This is a genomic window from Streptomyces sp. NPDC018263, assembly GCF_055562575.1.
Genome location: NZ_JBVHFA010000009.1, coordinates 403245 through 424911, shown reverse-complemented (window position 1 = coordinate 424911; position 21667 = coordinate 403245). Strand labels below are relative to the sequence as shown.

The 21667-nt window shown below is 73.3% G+C and carries 17 protein-coding genes, 1 rRNA gene and 1 pseudogene; 14 read left to right on the top strand and 5 right to left on the bottom strand.

Annotated features, from left to right (window positions below; all coding sequences use genetic code 11):
- The first annotated feature begins 185 nt into the window (after positions 1 to 185).
- The 3 genes and pseudogenes from rrf (at position 186) to ACZ3HQ_RS26965 (ending at position 2605) form a co-directional block, all read left to right on the top strand.
- Positions 186 to 302: ribosomal RNA gene (gene rrf / locus ACZ3HQ_RS26975) — 5S ribosomal RNA — on the top strand.
- A 110-nt stretch (positions 303 to 412) separates the two neighbouring features.
- A pseudogene (locus tag ACZ3HQ_RS26970) lies at positions 413 to 1615 on the top strand (hypothetical protein); the annotation flags it as partial.
- Between the two features lie 144 nt (positions 1616 to 1759).
- Positions 1760 to 2605 carry a tetratricopeptide repeat protein gene (locus tag ACZ3HQ_RS26965; RefSeq protein ID WP_467514795.1) on the top strand — a complete coding sequence of 282 codons (846 nt, stop codon included), beginning with the start codon at positions 1760 to 1762 and terminating at the stop codon, positions 2603 to 2605.
- 97 nt (positions 2606 to 2702) lie between these two features.
- Here the strand turns inward: ACZ3HQ_RS26965 and ACZ3HQ_RS26960 are convergent, their stop codons facing one another.
- The gene (locus ACZ3HQ_RS26960) at positions 2703 to 3986 is read right to left on the bottom strand and encodes a DUF1015 family protein (RefSeq protein ID WP_467514758.1); all 1284 of its coding nucleotides are present in this window, start codon (positions 3984 to 3986) and stop codon (positions 2703 to 2705) included.
- 72 nt (positions 3987 to 4058) lie between these two features.
- Here ACZ3HQ_RS26960 and ACZ3HQ_RS26955 point away from each other — a divergent pair, with 72 nt between their 5' ends.
- From ACZ3HQ_RS26955 to ACZ3HQ_RS26940, 4 genes are read left to right on the top strand one after another with little or no spacing between them, the layout of a single operon-like run.
- The gene (locus tag ACZ3HQ_RS26955) at positions 4059 to 5087 is read left to right on the top strand and encodes an HAD hydrolase-like protein (protein ID WP_467514756.1); all 1029 of its coding nucleotides are present in this window, start codon (positions 4059 to 4061) and stop codon (positions 5085 to 5087) included.
- Positions 5088 to 5144: 57 nt separating this feature from the next.
- Positions 5145 to 6188 carry a FecCD family ABC transporter permease gene (locus ACZ3HQ_RS26950; protein ID WP_467514755.1) on the top strand — a complete coding sequence of 348 codons (1044 nt, stop codon included), beginning with the start codon at positions 5145 to 5147 and terminating at the stop codon, positions 6186 to 6188.
- Positions 6185 to 7231, top strand: coding sequence for a FecCD family ABC transporter permease (locus tag ACZ3HQ_RS26945; protein WP_467514753.1), 1047 nt, complete (start codon positions 6185 to 6187; stop codon positions 7229 to 7231). Before ACZ3HQ_RS26950 ends, ACZ3HQ_RS26945 begins: the two co-directional genes overlap by 4 nt.
- A complete protein-coding gene (locus tag ACZ3HQ_RS26940; RefSeq protein WP_467514751.1) occupies positions 7228 to 8106 on the top strand; it encodes an ABC transporter ATP-binding protein in 879 nt (292 codons plus the stop codon). The genes ACZ3HQ_RS26945 and ACZ3HQ_RS26940 overlap by 4 nt, the downstream gene beginning before the upstream one ends.
- Here ACZ3HQ_RS26940 and ACZ3HQ_RS26935 read toward each other — a convergent pair.
- Positions 8090 to 8437 carry a sterol-binding protein gene (locus ACZ3HQ_RS26935; RefSeq protein WP_467514749.1) on the bottom strand — a complete coding sequence of 116 codons (348 nt, stop codon included), beginning with the start codon at positions 8435 to 8437 and terminating at the stop codon, positions 8090 to 8092. The genes ACZ3HQ_RS26940 and ACZ3HQ_RS26935 overlap by 17 nt on opposite strands.
- A 42-nt stretch (positions 8438 to 8479) precedes the next feature.
- On the opposite strand from ACZ3HQ_RS26935, the gene ACZ3HQ_RS26930 reads away from it, so the two are divergent.
- The 6 genes from ACZ3HQ_RS26930 to ACZ3HQ_RS26905 all read left to right on the top strand — a co-directional run bounded on the left by ACZ3HQ_RS26930 (position 8480) and on the right by ACZ3HQ_RS26905 (position 14488).
- Entirely contained in the window at positions 8480 to 8731 is a 252-nt protein-coding gene (locus ACZ3HQ_RS26930; RefSeq protein ID WP_467514747.1) for a hypothetical protein, read from the top strand.
- A gap of 58 nt (positions 8732 to 8789) precedes the next feature.
- On the top strand, positions 8790 to 9605 hold the full coding sequence (locus ACZ3HQ_RS26925; RefSeq protein ID WP_467514746.1) for a TlyA family RNA methyltransferase: 816 nt from the start codon (positions 8790 to 8792) through the stop codon (positions 9603 to 9605).
- Positions 9602 to 10519: an NAD kinase gene (locus tag ACZ3HQ_RS26920; protein WP_467514744.1), complete on the top strand. Its 918-nt coding sequence runs from the start codon at positions 9602 to 9604 to the stop codon at positions 10517 to 10519. Before ACZ3HQ_RS26925 ends, ACZ3HQ_RS26920 begins: the two co-directional genes overlap by 4 nt.
- Positions 10520 to 10582: 63 nt before the next feature.
- Positions 10583 to 12301 carry a DNA repair protein RecN gene (gene recN, locus ACZ3HQ_RS26915; protein WP_467514793.1) on the top strand — a complete coding sequence of 573 codons (1719 nt, stop codon included), beginning with the start codon at positions 10583 to 10585 and terminating at the stop codon, positions 12299 to 12301.
- Positions 12302 to 13045, top strand: coding sequence for a hypothetical protein (locus tag ACZ3HQ_RS26910; protein WP_467514741.1), 744 nt, complete (start codon positions 12302 to 12304; stop codon positions 13043 to 13045).
- 306 nt (positions 13046 to 13351) lie between these two features.
- Positions 13352 to 14488: a glycosyltransferase family 4 protein gene (locus tag ACZ3HQ_RS26905; RefSeq protein ID WP_467514739.1), complete on the top strand. Its 1137-nt coding sequence runs from the start codon at positions 13352 to 13354 to the stop codon at positions 14486 to 14488.
- Positions 14489 to 14500: 12 nt separating this feature from the next.
- On the opposite strand, the gene ACZ3HQ_RS26900 is transcribed toward ACZ3HQ_RS26905, so the two are convergent.
- Genes ACZ3HQ_RS26900 through ACZ3HQ_RS26890 form a run of 3 tightly spaced genes read right to left on the bottom strand, consistent with a single transcriptional unit; the run spans position 14501 to position 19400 of the window.
- Positions 14501 to 16120, bottom strand: a complete 1620-nt coding sequence (locus ACZ3HQ_RS26900) for a PucR family transcriptional regulator (RefSeq protein ID WP_467514737.1) — start codon at positions 16118 to 16120, stop codon at positions 14501 to 14503.
- A 43-nt stretch (positions 16121 to 16163) separates the two neighbouring features.
- Positions 16164 to 17546 carry an FAD-binding oxidoreductase gene (locus ACZ3HQ_RS26895; RefSeq protein ID WP_467514735.1) on the bottom strand — a complete coding sequence of 461 codons (1383 nt, stop codon included), beginning with the start codon at positions 17544 to 17546 and terminating at the stop codon, positions 16164 to 16166.
- A 51-nt stretch (positions 17547 to 17597) separates the two neighbouring features.
- Complete coding sequence (locus ACZ3HQ_RS26890) at positions 17598 to 19400, bottom strand: glycoside hydrolase family 15 protein (RefSeq protein ID WP_467514792.1); 1803 nt, start codon at positions 19398 to 19400, stop codon at positions 17598 to 17600.
- A gap of 554 nt (positions 19401 to 19954) precedes the next feature.
- On the opposite strand from ACZ3HQ_RS26890, the gene ACZ3HQ_RS26885 reads away from it, so the two are divergent.
- Positions 19955 to 21622 carry a CTP synthase gene (locus tag ACZ3HQ_RS26885; RefSeq protein ID WP_350752672.1) on the top strand — a complete coding sequence of 556 codons (1668 nt, stop codon included), beginning with the start codon at positions 19955 to 19957 and terminating at the stop codon, positions 21620 to 21622.
- Positions 21623 to 21667: the final 45 nt, after the last annotated feature.

Here is a 21667-nt window from a genome sequence, read left to right as displayed (position 1 = left end):
GGTTGATAGGCCAGATATGGAAGCCCGGTAACGGGTGGAGTTGACTGGTACTAATAGGCCGAGGGCTTGTCCTCAGTTGCTCGCGTCCACTGTGTAAGTTCTGAGGCAACGAACAGTTGCCGGTTCAGAGCTGAACTCGAACTCACAAATAAAAAGTGTGCTTGTTCGCTCGAAACCATTAGGGTTTCGGTGGTCATAGCGTGAGGGAAACGCCCGGTTACATATCGAACCCGGAAGCTAAGCCTCACAGCGCCGATGGTACTGCAGGGGGGACCCTGTGGGAGAGTAGGACGCCGCCGAACAATCTTTGGAGGACCCCTGGTCCCAGCGTTCAGCTGGGACCAGGGGTCCTTTTGTTTTTACAATGCTTGTGGTACCCGAAGACAGGAGTCACCCAATGTCCACCAACTCTCCCGACGACCGACCGGAGCGCGACCAGCGGCGACGGGACAGTGGTGACCGCGGTGATCGTGGCGGCTACCGCGGTGGCCCGCGCCGGTCCAACGACCGTGGTGACGACCGCCGTTCCGGCGACCGTCCCTCCTTCCGCCGCGACGACCGCGGTGGTGAGCGTGGCGGTGACCGCGGTGGTGACCGACCTTCCTTCCGCCGCGACGACCGTGGCGGCGACCGCCCGTCCTTCCGTCGTGACGACAGCCGCGGTGGCGACCGTGGTGGTTTCCGCGGCCGTGACGACCGTGGCGGCGACCGCCCGTCGTTCCGTCGCGACGACGACCGTCGTGGTGGTGACGACCGTCCCTCGTTCCGCCGCGACGAGCGTTCCGGCGACCGGCCGGCCTTCCGCCGTGACGACAGCCGTGGTGACTTCCGCCGCGACGACCGCCGTGATGACCGTCGTGGCGACGACCGTGGCGGCTTCCGTGGCCGTGACGACCGTGGCGGCGACCGCCCCTCCTTCCGTCGTGACGACAGCCGTGGCGGGGACCGCCCGTCGTTCCGTCGCGATGACAGCCGTGGTGACTTCCGTCGCGATGACCGCCGTGATGACCGTCGTGGCGACGACCGTGGTGGCTTCCGTGGCCGCGACGACCGTGGCGGCGACCGTGGTGGATTCCGCCGCGACGACCGCTCCGGCGACCGTCCCTCCTTCCGCCGCGACGACGACCGCCGTGGTGGCGGCGACCGCCCGCCGTTCCGCCGTGACGAGCGTTCCGGCGACCGCCCGGCCTTCCGTCGCGATGACAGCCGTGGTGACTTCCGCCGCGACGACCGTGGTGGCTTCCGTGGCCGCGACGACCGTGGCGGCGACCGCCCGTCGTTCCGTCGCGACGACGACCGCCGTGGTGGCGGTGACCGCCCCTCCTTCCGCCGTGACGAGCGTTCCGGCGACCGCCCCGCGTTCCGCCGTGACGACAGCCGTGGTGACTTCCGCCGCGACGACCGCCGCGATGACCGCCGTGGCGACGACCGCGGCGGCTTCCGTGGCCGCGACGACCGCGGTGGCGATCGTCCCCCCTTCCGCCGTGACGAGCGCTACGGCGACCGCCCGGCCTTCCGTCGCGACGACGACCGTCGTGGTGGTGGCGACCGTCCCTCCTTCCGTCGTGACGACCGTGGTGGTGACCGGGGCGGGTTCCGTGGCCGCGACGACCGTGGTGGATACCGGGGCCGTGACGACCGTGGCGCCCGTCCGGGTGAGCGCGGTGGGTACCGGGGCCGTGACGACCGCCGGGACGACCGGGGTGGCTACCGGGGCGGCCGCGACGAGCGGGACCGCGACCGCGAGCCGATCAAGCGGCTGCCGATCCCGGACGACGTCACCGGCGACGAGATCGACAAGGACGTACGCCAGGAGCTGCTGAGCCTCCCGAAGACGCTCGCCGAGGACGTCGCCAGGAACCTGGTGATGGTCGCGCGGCTCATCGACGAGGACCCCGAGCGTGCCTACGGCTACTCCCGGGTGGCCCTGCGTCTGGCGTCCCGTGTGGCCGCCGTGCGCGAGGCCGCCGGCTTCGCCGCCTACGCCACCCAGAAGTACAGCGAGGCCCTGGCCGAGTTCCGTGCCGCCCGCCGGATGACCGGCAACACCGAGCTGTGGCCCGTGATGGCCGACTGCGAGCGTGGGCTCGGGCGTCCGGAGAAGGCGCTGGACATGGCCGGTGCTCCCGAGGTGCAGAAGCTGGACAAGGCCGGCCAGGTCGAGATGCGGCTCGTCGCCGCCGGCGCCCGGCGTGACCTGGACCAGCTCGACGCGGCCATCGTCACCCTCCAGAGTGCGGAGCTGGCCTCCAACTCCATCCAGCCCTGGACCGCCCGTCTGCGTTACGCCTACGCGGACGCCCTGCTGGCCGTCGGCCGTGAGGGCGAGGCGCGGGAGTGGTTCGCCAAGGCCGTCGAGGCCGACCGGGACGGCAGCACCGACGCCTCCGACCGGCTCGCCGAGCTGGACGGTGTCGAGTTCGTCGACGCGATGGACGAGGACGACGCCGAGACGGAGACCGTGGTGACGGTCGTGGTGGACGAGGACACCACGACCACCGACGAGGCCGACGACGAGCCGGCGGACGAGGACGAGCCCGAGGCCGTGGAGCCGAAGGCCGCCGAGCCCAAGGTCGTCGAGATCAAGGACTCCACCGAGGACTGATCCTCAGCACACCAAGAAAGGGCGGGACCCCAGCGGTCCCGCCCTTTTTTCATGCCCAGAAGCAGCCAGAAGCAGCCAGAAGCAGCCGGGAGCAGCGCTAGATGTCCACCACCCGCAGCACCAGCCCCGACGCCGGCTTCGGCCCGAACGACGTCGACTTGCGTGGCATCGTCACCCCCTGCCGGGCCAGCTCGCGCACGACCTCCTCGCGTACCGGATGCAGCAGTACCGCCGTGCCGCCGCCGCGTTCCGCCTTGGCGACCGTGGCCGCGGTGTCGTGGATGTAGGCGATGTGCGCGGGGGAGTCCTCGGGGATGTGCCAGACGTGCTCGAGGAGCGCGGAGTGCAGGACCGTCGCGTCCAGGGAGCGCCAGGCGGCCGGGTGCCCGGCCGGGACCGTGCGGGCCAGCAGGGCCGGGTCCGGGCGGTCCAGCAGGTGGAAGCCGCCGTCACCGGCCAGCAGGAAGGCGTTGCCCTCGGCGGCCGCCTCCGCGAGCGCCTTCAGCGCCTCTGGCAGCGGGACCGCGAGGTGCCGTACCCGGAACAGGTCGCCCACGGCGGCCAGGGCGTCCCTCACCGGCAGGCCGTGCAGCAGGCGGTGGATGGCGCGGACGCGCAGCGGATAGCGGGCGGTGTCGACCAGCAGGACCAGGCCCAGGTCCCAGGGGCCGGGGGCGGGCTGCTCGGCGCGGAGCAGGCGGTAGGTGGCCCAGCGGTGGTGGCCGTCGGCGATGAGGGCCTGGTGGTGGGCGAGGTCCGCACGGACCAGGGCCAGCTCGGCCGGGTCGGTCAGGCCCCACAGGCGGTGCCGTACGCCGTCCTCGGTGGTCGTCGTCAGCAGCGGCGGGAGTTTCGCCGTGCGCTCGATGGCCTCGGAGGTGGCGCCGTCGCCGCGGTAGGTCAGCAGCAGGGGTTCCAGGTTGGCGCGGGTGGCACGCATCAGCCCGGCGCGGTCGGCGACCACCGGGTCCATCACGTCCTCGTGCGGGAGGACGACGCCCTCCTCCGGCTCCGAGACGCGCAGGGCGCCGATGACGCCGCGCTGGATGAGTCCGTCCACGTCCTGCTGCTCGTACACGTACAGGGCGGGGGCCGGGTCGGGGGCGAGGATGCCGGAGGCGAGCCAGCGGCGCAGGGTGTCGGCGGCCTGTTCGTTGCGGATGTCGGGCGTGTCGGCCTGGGGCAGGATCAGCCGGACGATGTTGTACGGGTCGGCGTCCTGGAGGTGGTGCAGGCCGTCCGGGCGTACCACCACGTCGTACGGCGGGGAGGTGACGGAGGCCAGGCTGCCGACCCGTTCGGGGTCGTAACGAAGGCCGCGGAACGGGGTGAGTTCCAGACCTCGGGGCGCCATTGCTTCCGAGTGACCTGCGATGTTCATCCCGGCATCGTACGTGTGCGGACGCCTTGCGGGATGATCGGGGGAAAGAGCGTCGAACGAGGAGCGATACGGATGAGCCGGAGCGTCAGGACGAGTCCCGAGGGCAGTGAGCGGCCCCTGCACGAGGCGTACGACACGGCGCTGCTCGACCTGGACGGGGTGGTGTACGCGGGCGGGGAGGCCATCGCGCACGCCGTGGACTCGCTGGCCGACGCCCGTGCCGACGGCATGCACCTCGCGTATGTCACCAACAACGCGCTGCGCACGCCGGACGCGGTGGCCGGGCACCTCAGCGAGCTGGGCATACCGACCGGCGCCGAGGACGTGATCACTTCCGCGCAGGCGGTGGCCCGGCTGGTCAGCGAGCAGGTGCCGGCCGGGGCGAAGGTGCTGGTGATCGGCGGTGAGGGGCTGCGGGTGGCGCTGCGCGAGCGCGGGCTGACCCCGGTGGACTCGGCGGACGACGACCCGGTGGCGGTGGTGCAGGGGTACGGCGGCCCGGACTTCCCGTGGGGGCGGTTCGCGGAGGCGTCCTACGCGGTGGCGCGCGGGGTGCCGTGGTTCGCGTCCAACACCGACCTGACCATCCCGAGCGGCCGGGGCATCGCGCCGGGCAACGGCGCGGCCGTGGAGGTCGTCCGGATCGCGACCGGTGCCGAGCCGCAGGTGGCGGGCAAGCCGCTGCCCCCGATGCACAGGGAGACCATCCTGCGTACCGGCGCCGAGCGGCCGCTGGTGGTCGGGGACCGGCTGGACACCGACATCGAGGGTGCCTACAACGGCGAGGTCGACTCGCTGCTGGTGCTGACCGGTGTCACCGACGGCGCCCAGTTGCTCGCCGCTCCGCCGCAGCACCGGCCGACCTATGTCGACGCCGATCTGCGTGGCCTGCTGACCGGGCAGCCGGCGGTGACGGAGGACGGCGAGGGCTTCCGCTGCGGGGGCTGGACCGCCACGGCCGGTGCGGGCCACCTGGAACTGTCGGGCGAGGGATCTCCGCTGGACGGACTGCGGGCGCTGTGCGCGGCGGCCTGGACGGCGGCGGGGGACGGCACCTGCGCGCTGGACGGGGAGAAGGCGCTGGCCAGGCTGGGTCTCTGACGCTCCGCCGGACGGGCGGCATCGAGATCAAATAGGAGGATAGGCTAACCTAACCGCGTGTTGGTCGAGAGTCCTCCGGAACAGCGCGCGGAACCCGCTCCCGCGCCCCCGAAGCGACGGTTGGTGCGCGCCCTCGGGCTGCTGCTGGCCGTCGTGCTGCTGGCGTTCGTCGCCATGGCGAGTATCGGCGTCGGCGCCAAGTCGCTGGCGCCGGACCTCGTCTGGCACGGGCTGTTCCACGACAGCGGGACCTATGCCGACATCGTCGTGCGGGACCGGATCTCCCGGACCCTCCTCGGTCTGCTGGCCGGGGCCGCGTTCGGGCTGTCCGGCTCGGTGCTCCAGGCGCTCACCCGCAACCCGCTGGCCGACCCCGGCCTGCTCGGCATCAACGCGGGCGCCTCGGCGGCCGTCGTCACCGCCATCACCTTCTTCGGCGTGACCTCGCTGAGCGGTTACGTGTGGTTCGCGTTCGCCGGTGCGGCCGCCGTGGGCGCGCTGGTGTGGTTCCTCGGCGGCACCCGGGGCGCCACCCCGGTACGGCTCGCGCTGGCCGGCACCGCGATCGGGGCCGCGCTGTACGGGTACCTCCAGGCCGTGATGATCACGGACGGCGAGGCGCTGTCCCGGATGCGTTTCTGGACGGTCGGTTCGCTGGACTCCGCCAACGAGCGGACCGTCGTCCAGGTGCTGCCGTTCCTGCTGGCCGGCATGGTCCTCGCGCTCGCCCTGGCCCGGCCGCTGAACGCCATGGAGATGGGCGACGACACCGCCCGCGCGCTCGGCGCCCACCTCAACCGCACCCGCGCGCTGGCCATGCTGGCGGCGACCGTGCTGTGCGGCGCCGCCACCGCCTCCTGCGGCCCGATCATGTTCGTCGGCCTGATGGTGCCGCACGTGGTGCGCTCCTTCACCGGGCCCGACCTGCGCTGGATTCTCCCGTACGCCGCCGTGCTGTCGCCCGTGCTGCTGCTCGGCGCCGACATCGCCGGCCGGCTCGTGGCCCGGCCCGCCGAGATCCAGGTCGGCATCATCACCGCGCTCATCGGCGGCCCGGTCTTCATCTTTCTCGTACGACGGCGGAGGACGGCGCAACTGTGAAGACACTCTCCCGGAGCCGTGCGGTACGCACCCCCGGCGGGCTCTCGCTGCGCCTGGACCCGCGCTCCCTGATCGTCGTCGTCCTGCTGCTGGTCGCCGTGCTCGCCGCGGGCGTGGCCCTGATCGGCACCGGCGACGCCCACATCCCCGCCAAGGACGTGCTGCGGACCCTCGTCGGGAACGGCAACCCGTACCAGGACTTCATCGTCAACGAGCTGCGGCTGCCCCGGCTGCTGGTCGGGCTGCTGGTGGGCGCGTCGCTGGGGCTCGGCGGGGCGCTGTTCCAGTCGATCTCCCGCAACCCGCTCGGCAGCCCCGACGTGCTCGGTCTCGCCCAGGGCTCCACCGCGGGCGCCCTGGTGATGATCGTGCTGTTCTCCGGCAGCGCCGCCGCCGTCACCGCGGGCGCGCTGGCCGGCGGCCTGGTCACCGGCCTCGGCATCTATCTGCTCGCCTGGAAGCAGGGGGTGCACGGATACCGGCTGGTCCTGGTCGGCATCGGTGTCTCCGCCGTCCTCACCGCCGTCAACGGCTACCTGATCACCAAGGCCGACATCGTCGACGCGGCCCGCGCGGTGGTGTGGATGACCGGGTCGCTCAGCGGCCGGGACTGGACCCAGGTCTGGCCGCTGCTGATCCTGTGCGCCCTCGTCGTCCCGGTGGTCCTCGCCAACGGGCGGGGCCTGAGGATGCTGGAGATGGGCGACGACGTGGCGTACGCCCTCGGGGTGCGGGTGCACCGGGTACGGCTGGTGCTGATGGTCGGCGCCGTGCTGCTCACCGCCGCCGCCACCGCCGCCGCGGGCCCCGTCGGCTTCGTCGCCCTCACCGCCCCGCAGCTCGCCCGGCGCCTGACCCGCTCGCCGGGCCCCAACCTGGTGCCGTCCCTGTGCATGGGCGCCGCCCTGCTGGTCACCGCCGACTGGGTCTGCCAGCGCCTCTTCGGCGCCGACCAACTGCCCGTCGGCGTGGTCACCGGTGTCGTCGGCGGCGCCTACCTGCTGTGGCTGCTGGTCGGCGAGCGCCGGGCGGGCCGGGTATGAGCACCGACCCCAGCGCACCCCGCCCGAACACCTCGAGGAGCACCGTCACCGTGAACCGCCTGTCCGCCGAGAACGTCACCCTCGCCTACGAACAGCGCGTCATCGCCGAGCGGCTGTCGGTCGAGATACCCGACAACTCCTTCACCGTGATCGTCGGCCCCAACGCGTGCGGCAAGTCCACCCTGCTGCGGGCGCTGTCGCGGATGCTGAAGCCGGCCGAGGGCCAGGTGCTGCTCGACGGGCAGGCCATCCAGTCGCTGCCCGCCAAGAAGGTCGCCCGCACCCTGGGCCTGCTCCCGCAGTCCTCCATCGCGCCCGACGGCATCACCGTCGCCGACCTGGTCGGCCGGGGCCGCTACCCGCACCAGGGACTGCTGCGCCAGTGGTCGGCCGAGGACGAACGCGTCGTCAGTGAGTCCATGGCGCAGACCGGCGTCACGGAACTGGCCGAGCGGTACGTGGACGAACTCTCCGGCGGCCAGCGCCAGCGCGTCTGGATCGCCATGGCCCTCGCCCAGCAGACCCCGCTGCTGCTCCTGGACGAGCCGACCACCTACCTCGACATCCAGCACCAGATCGACGTCCTCGACCTCTGTGCCGAGCTGCACGAGACGCAGGGGCGCACCCTCGTCGCCGTCCTGCACGACCTCAACCACGCGGCGCGCTACGCCACGCACCTCATCGCCCTGCGCGGCGGCGAGGTCATCGCCCAGGGCGCGCCGAACGAGATCGTCACCGCGGAGCTGGTCGAGCAGGTCTTCGGGCTGCGCTGCCAGGTCATCGACGACCCCGAGACCGGGACCCCGCTGGTCGTGCCCGCCGCCCGCAAGGCGCGGACGGCACCTCGGGCCGAAGGGGTCACAGCAGCTTCCTGAGCCGGAACAGGTCCATCAGACCCGCCTCCAGCCTGACCCGGCCCGACCCCCAGGCGGACGCGAAGTTCAGCTCGCCGTCCACCAGGCCCACCAGGTCGTCCCCGGTCAGCGTCAGCCGGATCTGGGCCCGCTCCCCGGGCGGGCCCGGCAGGGTCTCGGCCACCTCGATCCGGCCGCCCCTCATGCGGCCGGCGAAGGTGACGTCCAGGTCGGTGACATGGCAGCTCACCGAGCGGTCCAGCGCGGCGGCCGCGCCGACGTCGCCCTCGGCGGTGCTCATGCTGTCCGAAAGCTTCTCCAGTGCCGTACGGCACTCCTCGATCGTGGCCATCGCGCACGACGGTACCCCAGGCGTTCGCGGTAGCGTCTGGGCATGAGCGAGTCCGCGCCCGCGTCCGTGCCCCCGGCGCCCGAGTCCGACCCCGCGGCCCCGGCGCCGCTGGCCGTGCCCCGCACCCCCACCGGGGACGCCGGGGTCGACGCCCGCCTGGCGCGGCTGGCCGACGCCGACCACCTGCCCACCGACGGACACCTCGGCGTGTACGAGGATGTACACCGGGGGCTGCGCGACGCGCTGGACGCGCTCGACGCCCGCCCGGACCATCCGGCACCCGCCCCCCGGTGAGGCCACACCCGCACCGCCCGTACCAAGCACGAAGCACTGAGCAGGAGCTGAACCGAACGTGGCAGGAGTCGCACGCCGCCGTCTCGACGCGGAACTGGTCCGCCGCAAGCTGGCGCGCTCGCGCGAGCACGCGAGCCAGTTGATCGCCGCCGGACGGGTCACCGTCGGCAAGACCGTGGCGACCAAGCCGGCCACCCAGGTGGAGACCGCCGCCGCGATCGTGGTGCTGAGCGACGACACCGACCCCGACTACGTCTCGCGCGGCGGTCACAAGCTCGCCGGCGCCCTCGCCGCCTTCGTCCCCCTGGGCCTCGTGGTCGAGGGCCGCCGCGCCCTGGACGCCGGCGCCTCCACCGGTGGCTTCACCGATGTCCTGCTGCGCGCGGGCGCCGCCCAGGTCGTCGCCGTGGACGTCGGATACGGACAACTCGCCTGGTCCCTCCGCAACGATGAACGGGTCGTGGTCAAGGACCGTACGAACGTACGCGAGTTGACGCTGGAGGGGATCGACGGGAAGCCGGTGGACCTGGTGGTGGGCGATCTGTCCTTCATCCCGCTCCATCTGGTGCTGCCCGCCCTCAAGCGGTGCGTGACGCCGGACGCGGATCTGGTGATGATGGTGAAACCGCAGTTCGAGGTGGGTAAGGAACGGCTGGGCAGCGGGGGTGTCGTACGGAGTCCGCAACTGCGGGCGGAGGCCGTGCGCGGGGTGGCCGACAAGGCGTGGGAGCTGGGTCTCGGGGTGCGAGGAGTCACCGCGAGTCCGCTGCCGGGCCCGTCCGGCAACGTCGAGTACTTTCTCTGGCTGCGTGCCGGAGCCCCCGAGATCGACCCGGCCGACATCGATCGTGCAGTGGCGGAGGGGCCGCGTTGACACAGAACCGAGCGCGTACTGTTTTCCTGCTCGCCCACACCGGGCGTCCCGCGGCGATCCGCAGTGCGGAACTCGTGGTCAAGGGACTGCTGCGGTCCGGCATCGGGGTGCGGGTGCTGGAGGAGGAGGCGTGCGATCTGCCGCTGCCCGGCGAGGTCCAACTCGTCAAGGAGGCGACACCGCAGTCACTCGACGGCTGTGAACTGCTCATCGTCCTCGGCGGTGACGGCACCCTGCTGCGCGGCGCCGAGTTCGCCCGCGCCTCCGGGGTGCCGATGCTCGGCGTCAACCTCGGCAGCGTCGGCTTCCTCGCCGAGGCCGAGCGGGACGACCTGGACCGGGTGGTGGACCGGGTGGTGGCCCGCTCCTACGAGGTCGAGGAGCGCATGACCATCGACGTGGTCGTGCACCGCAACGGCGACATCGTGCACACCGACTGGGCGCTGAACGAGGCGGCCGTGCAGAAGGTGTCCGCCGAGAAGATGCTCGAAGTGGTGCTGGAGATCGACGGCCGCCCGGTCACCGCCTTCGGCTGCGACGGCATCGTGCTCTCCACCCCCACCGGCTCCACCGCCTACGCCTTCTCCGCCGGCGGACCGGTGGTCTGGCCCGAGGTGGAGGCGCTGCTCATGGTGCCGATCAGCGCGCACGCCCTGTTCGCCAAGCCGCTGGTCACCTCCCCCGACTCCGTCCTCGCCGTCGAGGTGCTCCCGCACGTCCCGCCGGGCGTGCTGTGGTGCGACGGGCGCCGCACCATCGAGCTGCCGCCCGGCGCGCGGGTCGAGGTCCGGCGCGGCGCGGTCCCGGTCCGGCTCGCCCGGCTGCACCACGCCTCCTTCACCGACCGGCTGGTGGCGAAGTTCGCCCTGCCGACCACCGGCTGGCGCGGCGCCCGGGACCACTCCTCGGAGTGACAGCGGCGGCCCGTGTGCGCGGCGCGCCCCGGACCTCGTAAGGTCTGTTCCGTGTTGGAGGAGATGCGGATACGGTCGCTCGGGGTCATCGACGACGCCGTGGTCGAGCTGTCGCCGGGGTTCACCGCGGTCACCGGTGAGACCGGGGCGGGCAAGACCATGGTGGTCACCAGCCTGGGCCTGCTGCTCGGCGGACGCGCCGACCCGGCGCTCGTACGGATCGGCGCGGGCAAGGCGGTGGTGGAGGGGCGGATCGCCCTGGCCCCCGGCGCCTCCGCCGTCGTGCGCGCCGAGGAGGCGGGGGCCGAGCTGGACGACGGCGCCCTGCTGATCAGCCGTACCGTCTCCGCCGAGGGCCGCTCCCGCGCGCATCTCGGCGGGCGCAGCGTGCCCGTGGGGCTGCTCGCCGAGCTGGCCGACGAACTGGTGGCCGTGCACGGCCAGACCGACCAGCAGGGCCTGCTCAAGCTGTCCCGGCAGCGCCAGGCCCTGGACCGGTACGCGGGCGAGGCGGTCTCCGGCCCGCTGGCCGCGTACAGCGAGGCGTACCGGCGGCTGCGGGCGGTCGCCGCCGAGCTGGACGAGATCGTGACCCGCGCCCGCGAGCGCGCCCAGGAGGCCGACCTGCTGCGGTACGGCCTGGACGAGATCGCCGCCGTCGAACCCCGCGCCGGGGAGGACACCGAACTCGCCGAGGAGGCGGAGCGGCTCGGGCACGCCGAGGCGCTCGCCGGTGCGGCCACCGCCGCGCACGCCGCCCTCGCGGGCAACCCCGAGGACCCGGAGGGCATCGACGCCTCCACCCTGGTCGCGGGCGCCCACCGGGCGCTGGAGGCGGTCCGGGCCCACGACCCGGCGCTGGCCGCGCTCACCGACCGGATCGGGGAGATCGGCATCCTCCTCGCCGACGTCGCCGGTGAGCTGGCCGGATACGCCTCCGACCTGGACGCCGACCCGCTGCGGCTGGCCGCGGTGGAGGAGCGCCGGGCCGCGCTGACCGCGCTGACCCGCAAGTACGGCGAGGACATCGGCGCCGTGCTGGCCTGGGGCGAGCAGGGCGCCGCCCGGCTGACCGAGCTGGACGGCGACGACGAGCGGATCGGTGAACTCACCGCCGAGCGCGACGCCCTGGGCGCCGAACTGGGCGCGCTCGCCGAGGCGTTGACCAAGGCCCGCACCGAGGCCGCCGAGCGGTTCGCCGCCGCCGTCACCGCCGAACTCGCCTCGCTGGCGATGCCGCACGCGCGGGTCTCCTTCGACATCCGGCAGACCGAGGACCCCGAGGGAATCGAGACCGGCGGCCGTACGGTCGCCTACGGGCCGACCGGTGTCGACGAGGTCGAGCTGCTGCTCGCCCCGCACCCCGGCGCCCCGCCCCGGCCCATCGCCAAGGGCGCCTCCGGCGGTGAGCTGTCCCGCGTGATGCTCGCCGTGGAGGTGGTGTTCGCGGGGACCGACCCGGTGCCGACGTATCTCTTCGACGAGGTGGACGCCGGGGTCGGCGGCAAGGCGGCCGTGGAGATCGGGCGGCGGCTGGCGAAGCTGGCCCGGACCGCGCAGGTCGTCGTGGTCACCCACCTGCCGCAGGTCGCCGCGTTCGCCGACCGGCAACTGCTGGTGGAGAAGACCAACGACGGCTCGGTCACCCGGTCCGGTGTGAAGGTCCTGGAGGGCGAGGACCGCGTCCGCGAGCTGTCCCGGATGCTGGCCGGCCAGGAGGACTCCGAGGCCGCCCGCGCCCACGCCGAGGAACTCCTCGCCACCGCCCGCGCGGAGGACTAGGTGTCCCGCCCCGCCGCCCTGCTCACCTCCGCCGCGCTCACCCGGAGGCTGACGGCCCTGCTCCGGCACCGCGCGCCGGGCGGCCGGGACCGCTGGGAGCGGAAGAACCACGCCGGCCGCACCGTCGAGCTGTACGCCGGTCCCGCGAGCGCCGCCGCCACCGCGCTCGCCGCCGCCCGCGTCCACCCGGCGGCCGGGCTCGCCGTGCTCGCCGCCGGTGCCTGCGGGGCGTACGACGACATCGCCGGCGCCGACGACCCCCGCCGGGGCTTCCGCGCCCACCTCGGCGCCCTGCGCACCGGCGAGGTCACCTCCGGCGCGGTCAAGCTGTTCGGTATCTCCGCCGCCGCGCTGGCCGCCGGGACGCTGCTGAAGGAGCGGCCGGTGGACCGGCTGCTCGCGGGCGTCGTCATCGCGGGCGCCGCGCACACCGCCAACCTCCTCGACGTACGCCCCGGCCGCGCGGCGGGCGCCGTGCTCGCGCTCGCCGTGCCGGGGCTCGTCCGGAGCGGGCCGGGCGGCGCGCTGGTCGCCGTCGCGGCGGGCGGGGCCGCCGCCGTGCTCCCCGAGGACCTGGGGGAGCGGGCCATGCTCGGCGACACCGGCGCGCACGCCCTGGGCGCCGCGCTCGGCACCGCCGTCGTCGCGGCGGGCGGGCGCGCGAGCCTTCTCGTGCACGCCGTCGCCGTGGTCGCCGCCACCGTGCGTGGGGACCGGGTCTCCGCCTGGGCGCGGGCGTTGTGAGCCGCTGACCTCGCGGTACGCCCGCCGGCCGGCTCCGCCGGGCCGACGGCCGCTCTCACTCGTACGGGTGAGATGCGCCGGCGCATTGCCAACGCGCCCCGCCCTGCGGCTCCGGCGGGATTTCCCGGAACAGCCGTACGTACTGGCATGCTTGACGGTGTGCCGCCTCCGGGCGGGGGCCCGCGCGGCCCGTCGTACCCCGCTTCCGGTGTTTCGCCGTTCGCTACCTTCTGTACGTCCTCGTGACCTATCCGTACCTATCCGTACGTTCCCCGACCCCGCCCCGACCCAGGAGTGCCGGCCTCAGTGAGCCCCGTGAGCAGCAACGCCCCGCACGGCCGGTCCTCGCTGCGCACCGTGCAGGTGCTCGGCGGCGGCAACGCCGGGAGCAGCGCCCATGTGCGCTCCCTGGCCGAGGGACTGGTCGCGCGGGGCGTGCGGGTCACCGTCTGTGCCCCGGCCGAGGCCGACCACGCCTACGACTTCCGGGGCACCGGCGCCGACCATGTGCCGGTGCCCCGCAGCAGCGACCCGGCGGCCGTGGGGCGGCTCCGGGCGGCCTGCGCGGACGCCGACCTGGTGCACGCCCACGGGCTGCACGCCTCCTTCCGTGCCGCGCTCGCGCTCGGCGGGCGGGCGGTCCCGCTGGTCGTCACCTGGCACGACCGGGCGCATGCCGAGGGCGCGCGGGCGCATCTGCTGCGGATGCTGGAGCGGCGCGTGGCGCGGACGGCCGCCGTGGTCCTCGGCACCAGCTCCGCCCTGGTCGACCGGGCCCGCCGCACCGGCGCGCGGGACGCCCGGCTCGGCGCGATGGCCCTGCCCGGGCGCCCCCGGCCCGCTGCACCGGAGGACCCGGAGGGCCCCGCGGCCAAGCTCCGCGCCGAACTCGGCGCCACCGACCGCCCGTTGCTCCTCGCCGTCGGCTCCCTCGACCGGCACCGGGGCTACGACGTGCTGCTGGACGCCGCCCGCCGCTGGAGCGGCCTCGACCCGCAGCCGCTCACCCTGATCGCGGGGGAGGGGCCGCTCCGCGCCGAGCTGCAACAGCGCATCACCGACGAGGAGTTGCCCGTCCGGCTGCTCGGCGTCCGCGACGACGTGCCCGACCTGCTCGCGGCCGCCGACCTCGCCCTGCTCACCAGCCGCTGGGAGTCCCGCCCCCTTTTCCCCCAGGAGGCCCTGCACGCCCGCGTCCCCCTGGTCGCCACCGCGGTCGGCGGCGTCCCTGACCTCGTCGGCGACGCCGCCGCCCTCGTCCCCTACGGCGACCCCCGCGCCCTCGCCGACACCGTCACCGCCCTCCTCGCGGACCCCGACCGGCGTGCCCAGCTCGCCGACCGCGGCACCCGCCAGGCGTCCGGCTGGCCGACCGAGGACGACACGATCGCCCAAGTGCTGAGCATCTACGACGAGCTGACCCAACCGCTGGCGCTGCTCTAGCCCCCGTCACCGCTAGTCGACGTGCCGCCTCGCCCGCAGGGCCAGGCTCAACGCCAGGACGGTGTGCGGGTCGTCGAGGTCGGTGGTCAGCAACTCGCCTATGCGGGCGAGGCGGTTGTAGAGGGTCTGGCGGTTGAGATGGAGTTCGCGGGCGGTCTCCGCCTTGCGGCCGGCGTGGGCGAGGTAGGTCTCCAGGGTGGGGAGCAGCGGCGGCTTCGCTCGCCGGTCGTGTTCACGCAGCGGGCCGAGCGCACGGTCCACGAAGGCCGCCAGGTCCGGGTGGTCCCGCAGCCGCCACAGCAGCAGGTCGATGTCCAGGCGGCGGGCGTCGTACCAGGGCTGGTCGGGCAGGCCCTGCGCGGCCGTCGCCGTCTCCGCCGCGTGCCGCAGCCCCGCCGAGGCGGCCGACCAGTCACCCGGCAGCCCCACCACCACGACCGGCGGCCGGGCCCCCGGCCGGATCATCCCGGCCCGCTCGGCGCCCGCCCGCAGCGCGGCCGCCACCCGGTCCGCGACCGGCGCCCGGTCGGCCTTCGCGCGCAGCCCCACCAGCACCGGCACCCGGCCCTCCACCGGCCGCACCCCCAGCAGCACCGGCACCCCCACCGACGCCAGCTCCTCGCCGACCGCCCGCGCCAGCACCGCCCAGCCCCCCGCCGGGGACAGCGCGTCCCCCACCCGCATCACCACCGGCAGCAGCGGACCGTCACCCGGCCGGAACCCCAGCACGCGGGCCTGCGCCGGAGCGTCCCCGGCCCGCACCCGGCCCTCGGCCAGATCGGTCAGGAAGTCACCCCGGCCCCGCGCCGCCAGCTCCTCCTCCTGGCGGGCCTGCATCAGCACCACCGCCACCGTCCCCGCCGCCCGCTCGGCCGCGATCCGGTGCACCGGCGCCAGCGGAGCCCCGACCGGCAGCAGCACCAGCCGCGCCCGCACCCCGCCCGCCCCCGCGCCACCGCCCGGCACGTCCACCAGCAGCGCCCCCGAGGGCGGCGGCTCCGCCCGGTGCGGACCGCGCAGCCCCTCCCACACCTGCAAGGGGTCCGCGCCCTCGGGCCCCGGCCCGGCCGCGTACAGCAGGCGGCCGTCGGCGGTCTCCAGGAACACCGGGTTGGCACAGAAGTCGGCCAGGATGGCGAGCAGTTGGGGGACGCCGCCCCCGCCGAGCAGCGCCTCCGTACAGCGCCGGTGCACATCCTCCGCCCGCTGGAGCAGGGCGTAGTGACCGTTGACGATCTCGGTGTGGATCTCCTCGGTGACCGCCACGAACGGCACCTCGCGGTGCAGTTGGACCAGCGGCAGGCCCGTCGCCCGCGCGGTGTCCACCAGGGCGGCCGGCAGCCGGGTGAAGCGCTGGCCCAGCTCCACCACCAGCGCCGCGATGTCCCGCTCGGCCAGGGTGCGGACGAACGCCCGCTGCTCGGCCGGGCGCGTGCCCAGCCCGTACCCGGTGGTCAGCAGCAGCTCGCCGCCCTTGAGCAGCTTGGCGATGTGCGGGACCTCACCCGCGTGCACCCAGCGCACCGCGCGCTCCAGCCGGTCCTCGCCCGCCACCACCTCCGGCAGCCCACCGCGCAGCCCGGGCAGCTCCAGCGCCCGCCGCACGGTGATCCCGCCACCCTCTGTGCCCATGCGCCGGACGCTACCCGCCCGGCCTCCCGGGGAACAGCCGCGGCTACAGCGGCCGGATGTTGTGGTTGAAGCGGAAGACGTTGTCCGGGTCGTACGCCCGCTTCACCTTCTCCAGCCGGAGCATGTTGCCGACGCCCAGGCCCGCGCCGACGCGCTCGGCGCCCTCGTCGCCGATGAAGTTCAGGTAGACGTCGCCGGTGCTCCACGGCTCGACCTCGGAGCGGACCTCCCGGACCCAGGAGATGGCGCGCTCGTCGTCGGCCGGGTCCTCCCAGACGGCGAAGGGGTGGGCCGACCAGGGGGCGTCCCGGTAGGGGATCGGGTAGTCGTGCGGGCCGGACGCGAGGGCGCCGCCCTGCGGGAACAGGATGTGCTGGGTGCCGGTCGGCACCGGCATCCGGTCCCCCAGAGAGCAGTACACGTCCACCAGGTCGTCCGGCAGACCGGTCAGGTACTCGGCCGACCAGTAGTTCCGCAGCCCCGGCGGGTCGTCGATCATGCGCTGCACGTCCGTGTACGGCAGCTCGGCGATCAGCTCACCCGCGGCCGGCAGCGCCAGCAGCGGCTCGATCAGCTCGCGCAGGCCCGTGACACCGCCCGCGTACGTCACCAGCGCCCCGCACACCAGCCTGCCCACCAGCTCCTCGGGGACGAACTCCTCGGGCGGGGCGGTGATGTACAGCAGGGCCCCGCTCAGCCGGTCGGGTCCGGCGTCGATGACCTCGCGGAAGGCACGCACCACCTCGGGGCCGTGCTCCGGCTGGAACAGCAGCAGGGCGACCGCGAACTCGGGCAGCTCGTGCAGCCGCAGGGTGAGCGTGGTGGCCACCCCGAAGTTGCCGCCGCCGCCGTGCAGAGCCCAGAACAGCTCGGGATGCTCCTCGGGGGTCGCCCGCACCCGCTCGGCGTCGGCCGTCACCAGCTCCACGCCCAGCAGATTGTCGACGGCGAGCCCGTAGGCCCGGTCCAGCCAGCCGGTGCCGCCGCCGAGGACGAACCCGCCGACCCCGGTGGTGGAGACCCGGCCCCCGGTGGTCGCCAGTCCGTACGGGGCACACGCCTGGTCGAGATGGCTCATCGTCGCCCCGCCCCCGACCCGCGCCGAACGGGCCTCCGGGTCGACCTCCACCCCGTGCATCCGGCGCAGATCGACCACCACCGCGCCGTCGCCCAGGGCGTTGCCCGCGACGCTGTGCCCGCCGCCGCGCACGGCGACGGGCAGATCCAGATCACGGGCGAAGCGGACCGTGCGCACCACGTCGGCGGCGTCCGCGCACTGGGCGATCACGGCCGGCCGCCGGTCGATCATCGCGTTGAAGACGGCACGGGCCTCGTCGTACCCCGCGTCGCCCGGCACGAACACCTCGCCGGTCAGCTCCTCGCGCAGCGCGGCCAGCGCCGCGCCCGCCTTCGAGAGGGAAGCCATGGCCGCCCCCTTCCGCATCGGGAGTGGTCCGCTTCCCAGCGTAGGCCGGAATCAGCCCCCGTACGCCCCCGAGGCCGTCAGCCGCAGGGCGGTGTCGATCAGGGGGACGTGGCTGAACGCCTGCGGGAAGTTGCCGACCTGGCGCTGGAGGCGGGGGTCCCATTCCTCGGCGAGGAGGCCGAGGTCGTTGCGCAGGCCGAGGAGCTTCTCGAACAGCTTGCGGGCCTCGTCCACCCGGCCGATCATCGCGAGGTCGTCCGCCATCCAGAACGAGCAGGCCAGGAAGGCGCCCTCGTCACCGGGGAGACCGTCGACGCCCGCGTCCTCGCCGTCGGTCGGGTAGCGCAGGATGAACCCGTCGGAGGTGGACAGCTCGCGCTGGATCGCCTCGATGGTGCCGATGACCCGCTTGTCGTCCGGCGGCAGGAAGCCCATCTGCGGGATCAGCAGCAGGGAGGCGTCCAGCTCCTTGGAGCCGTAGTACTGGGTGAAGGTGTTGCGCTCCGGGTCGTAGCCCTTCTCGCAGACCTCGCGGTGGATGTCGTCGCGCAGTTCCTTCCAGCGCTCCAGCGGGCCCTCCGCGTCCCCGGACTCGATCAGCTTGATCGTGCGGTCCACGGCGACCCAGGCCATCACCTTGGAGTGCACGAACTGGCGGCGCGGTCCGCGCACCTCCCAGATGCCCTCGTCCGGCTCCTGCCAGTGGTCCTCGAGGTAGCGGATCAGCTTGAGCTGGAGCACCGAGGCGTAGTCGTTGCGGGCCAGGCCGGTCATGTGGCCCAGGTGGAGGGCCTCGATGACCTCGCCGTACACATCGAGCTGGAGCTGGTCGGCGGCGCCGTTGCCCACCCGGACCGGGCGGGAGTTCTCGTACCCCGGCAGCCAGTCCAGCTCGGCCTCGCCCAGCTCACGCTCACCGGCGATGCCGTACATGATCTGGAGGTTCTCCGGGTCGCCCGCGACCGCCCGCAGCAGCCACTCGCGCCAGGCGCGGGCCTCGTCGCGGTAGCCGGTGCGCAGCAGCGAGGACAGGGTGATCGCCGCGTCCCGCAGCCAGGTGTAGCGGTAGTCCCAGTTGCGCACGCCCCCGATGTCCTCCGGCAGGGAGGTGGTGGGCGCGGCCACGATGCCGCCGGTGGGGGCGTAGGTGAGCGCCTTCAGCGTGATCAGCGAACGGATCACGGCCTCCCGGTAGGGGCCGTGGTACGTGCACTGCTCGACCCACTCGCGCCAGAACTCCTCCGTCGCCCGCAGCGCCTGCTCCGGCTCGGGCAGCGGGGGCGCCTCCTTGTGCGAGGGCTGCCAGGAGATGGTGAACGCCACCCGCTCACCGGCGGAGACGGTGAAGTCCGAGTACGTCGTCAGGTCCTTGCCGTAGGTGTCCGCCTCGGTGTCGAACCACACCGAGTCCGGGCCCGCGACGGCGACCGTGCGGTTGTCGTACTTGTGCACCCACGGCACCACACGGCCGTAGGAGAACCGCATGCGCAGCTCCGAGCGCATCGGCACCTCGCCGCTGAGGCCCTCCACGATCCGGATGAGCTGCGGGGCGCCGTCACGCGGGGGCATGAAATCCGTCACCCGTACGGTGCCGCGCGGGGTGTCCCACTCCGACTCCAGGATCAGCGAGTCGCCCCGGTAGCTCCGCCGGGCCGCCGTGGGCGGGGGTGAGTCCGCCGAGTACGCCGGGCCGAGCCGCCAGAAGCCGTGCTCCTCGGTGCCGAGCAGGCCGGCGAAGATGGCGTGCGAGTCGAAGCGGGGCAGGCACAGCCAGTCCACCGTGCCGTCCCGGCAGACCAGCGCGGCGGTCTGCATGTCTCCGATGAGTGCGTAATCTTCGATGCGCCCGGCCACGTGCAACTCCAGTCGAACGGCCACGTCACCCCCGCACGAGGGGGCAGTCGCTTGGTGCGGTCAAGGGGTGGTTGTCATACGTTGAGCGGTGAAGCAAAGCAGCCCGCCGAGCCCTGAGGCAAAACGGCGGTCCATGCTCAACGAACTGCCGCGCTCCCCATGTTCCCCATGCCAGTGGCGGGGATGCTGGAGGCGGGGGTGTGCCGTCATCCCGGCCGCGCTCGGCAGCGAGTGTCCGAGCAGGATACGACGCACCCCGATGATCCGCGCGCCGCTCGGGGCAACCCGTGTGGGCCGAACGAGTGACCGCGGGGTGAGAACCTCGTGACGGCCGCCTGCCCGGCCCGAACCTGGTCACACCCGCCCTCCCGGCCGCGTACGGAGCGTGGTCGGACGCCGACTCCTCCAGGCGCTGATACCCTGGTAGCCCGTGGACCGGTGGGCCCCAAAACCCCCGAACCGCAGCGACGACGCCACCGCGAGGAACACCAGATTCTCCGGGCCGGCGACCGCACCGCATCACAGACAGCGACCACGGGAGCCCCCTCTTGGCCATGCCGCCGAAATCTACGACGACCAAGCACATCTTCGTCACCGGGGGTGTCGCCTCCTCGCTCGGCAAGGGCCTCACCGCCTCCAGCCTGGGCATGCTGCTCAAGGCTCGCGGCCTGCGCGTCGTGATGCAGAAGCTCGACCCGTACCTGAACGTCGACCCGGGCACGATGAACCCCTTCCAGCACGGTGAGGTGTTCGTCACCAACGACGGCGCCGAGACCGACCTGGACATCGGCCACTACGAGCGCTTCCTCGACCGCGACCTCGACGGCTCGGCCAACGTCACCACCGGCCAGGTCTACTCCACGGTCATCGCCAAGGAGCGGCGCGGCGAGTACCTGGGCGACACCGTGCAGGTCATCCCGCACATCACCAACGAGATCAAGCACCGCATCCGGCGCATGGCCACCGACGAGGTGGACGTCGTCATCACCGAGGTCGGCGGCACCGTCGGCGACATCGAGTCGCTGCCGTTCCTGGAGACCGTCCGCCAGGTCCGCCACGAGGTCGGCCGGGACAACGTCTTCGTCGTCCACATCTCGCTGCTGCCCTACATCGGCCCCTCCGGCGAGCTGAAGACCAAGCCGACCCAGCACTCCGTCGCCGCGCTGCGCAACATCGGCATCCAGCCCGACGCGATCGTGCTGCGCTGCGACCGCGAGGTCCCCACCGCCATCAAGCGCAAGATCTCGCTGATGTGCGACGTGGACGAGGACGCCGTCGTGGCCTGCCCCGACGCCCGCTCCATCTACGACATCCCGAAGACCATCCACGGCGAGGGCCTGGACGCCTACGTGGTCCGCAAGCTCGACCTGCCCTTCCGGGACGTGGACTGGACCACCTGGGACGACCTGCTGGACCGCGTGCACAAGCCGGACCACGAGATCACCCTCGCCCTGGTCGGCAAGTACATCGACCTGCCCGACGCCTACCTGTCGGTGACCGAGGCGCTGCGCGCCGGCGGCTTCGCCAACCGCGCCCGCGTCAAGATCAAGTGGGTCACCTCCGACGACTGCAAGACCCCGGCCGGTGCCGCCGCCGCCCTCGGCGACGTGGACGGCATCTGCATCCCCGGCGGCTTCGGCGACCGCGGTGTGCTCGGCAAGGTCGGCGCCATCCGCTACGCCCGCGAGAACAAGGTGCCGCTGCTCGGCCTCTGCCTGGGCCTTCAGTGCATCGTGGTCGAGGCCGCGCGGAACCTGGCGGACATCCCGGACGCCAACTCCACCGAGTTCGACCCGGCCACCGCCCACCCGGTCATCTCCACCATGGCCGAGCAGATGGACATCGTCGCCGGTGAGGGCGACATGGGCGGCACCATGCGCCTGGGCATGTACCCGGCCAAGCTGGCCGAGGGCTCCATCGTCCGCGAGGTCTACGACGGCAAGGAGTACGTCGAGGAGCGGCACCGCCACCGCTACGAGGTCAACAACTCCTACCGCGCCGAGCTGGAGAAGAAGGCGGGCATCGTCTTCTCGGGCACCTCGCCCGACGGCAAGCTCGTCGAGTACGTCGAGTACCCGCGCGAGGTCCACCCCTACCTCGTCGCCACCCAGGCGCACCCCGAGCTGCGCTCGCGGCCGACCCGGCCGCACCCGCTGTTCGCGGGCCTGGTGAAGGCTTCCGTCGAGCGCAAGACGGCGGGCAAGCCGAAGAACTCCAAGTAGCACACCAGTTGTTACGGTGGCCGGGGTGCGAACCTTCAAAGGTGC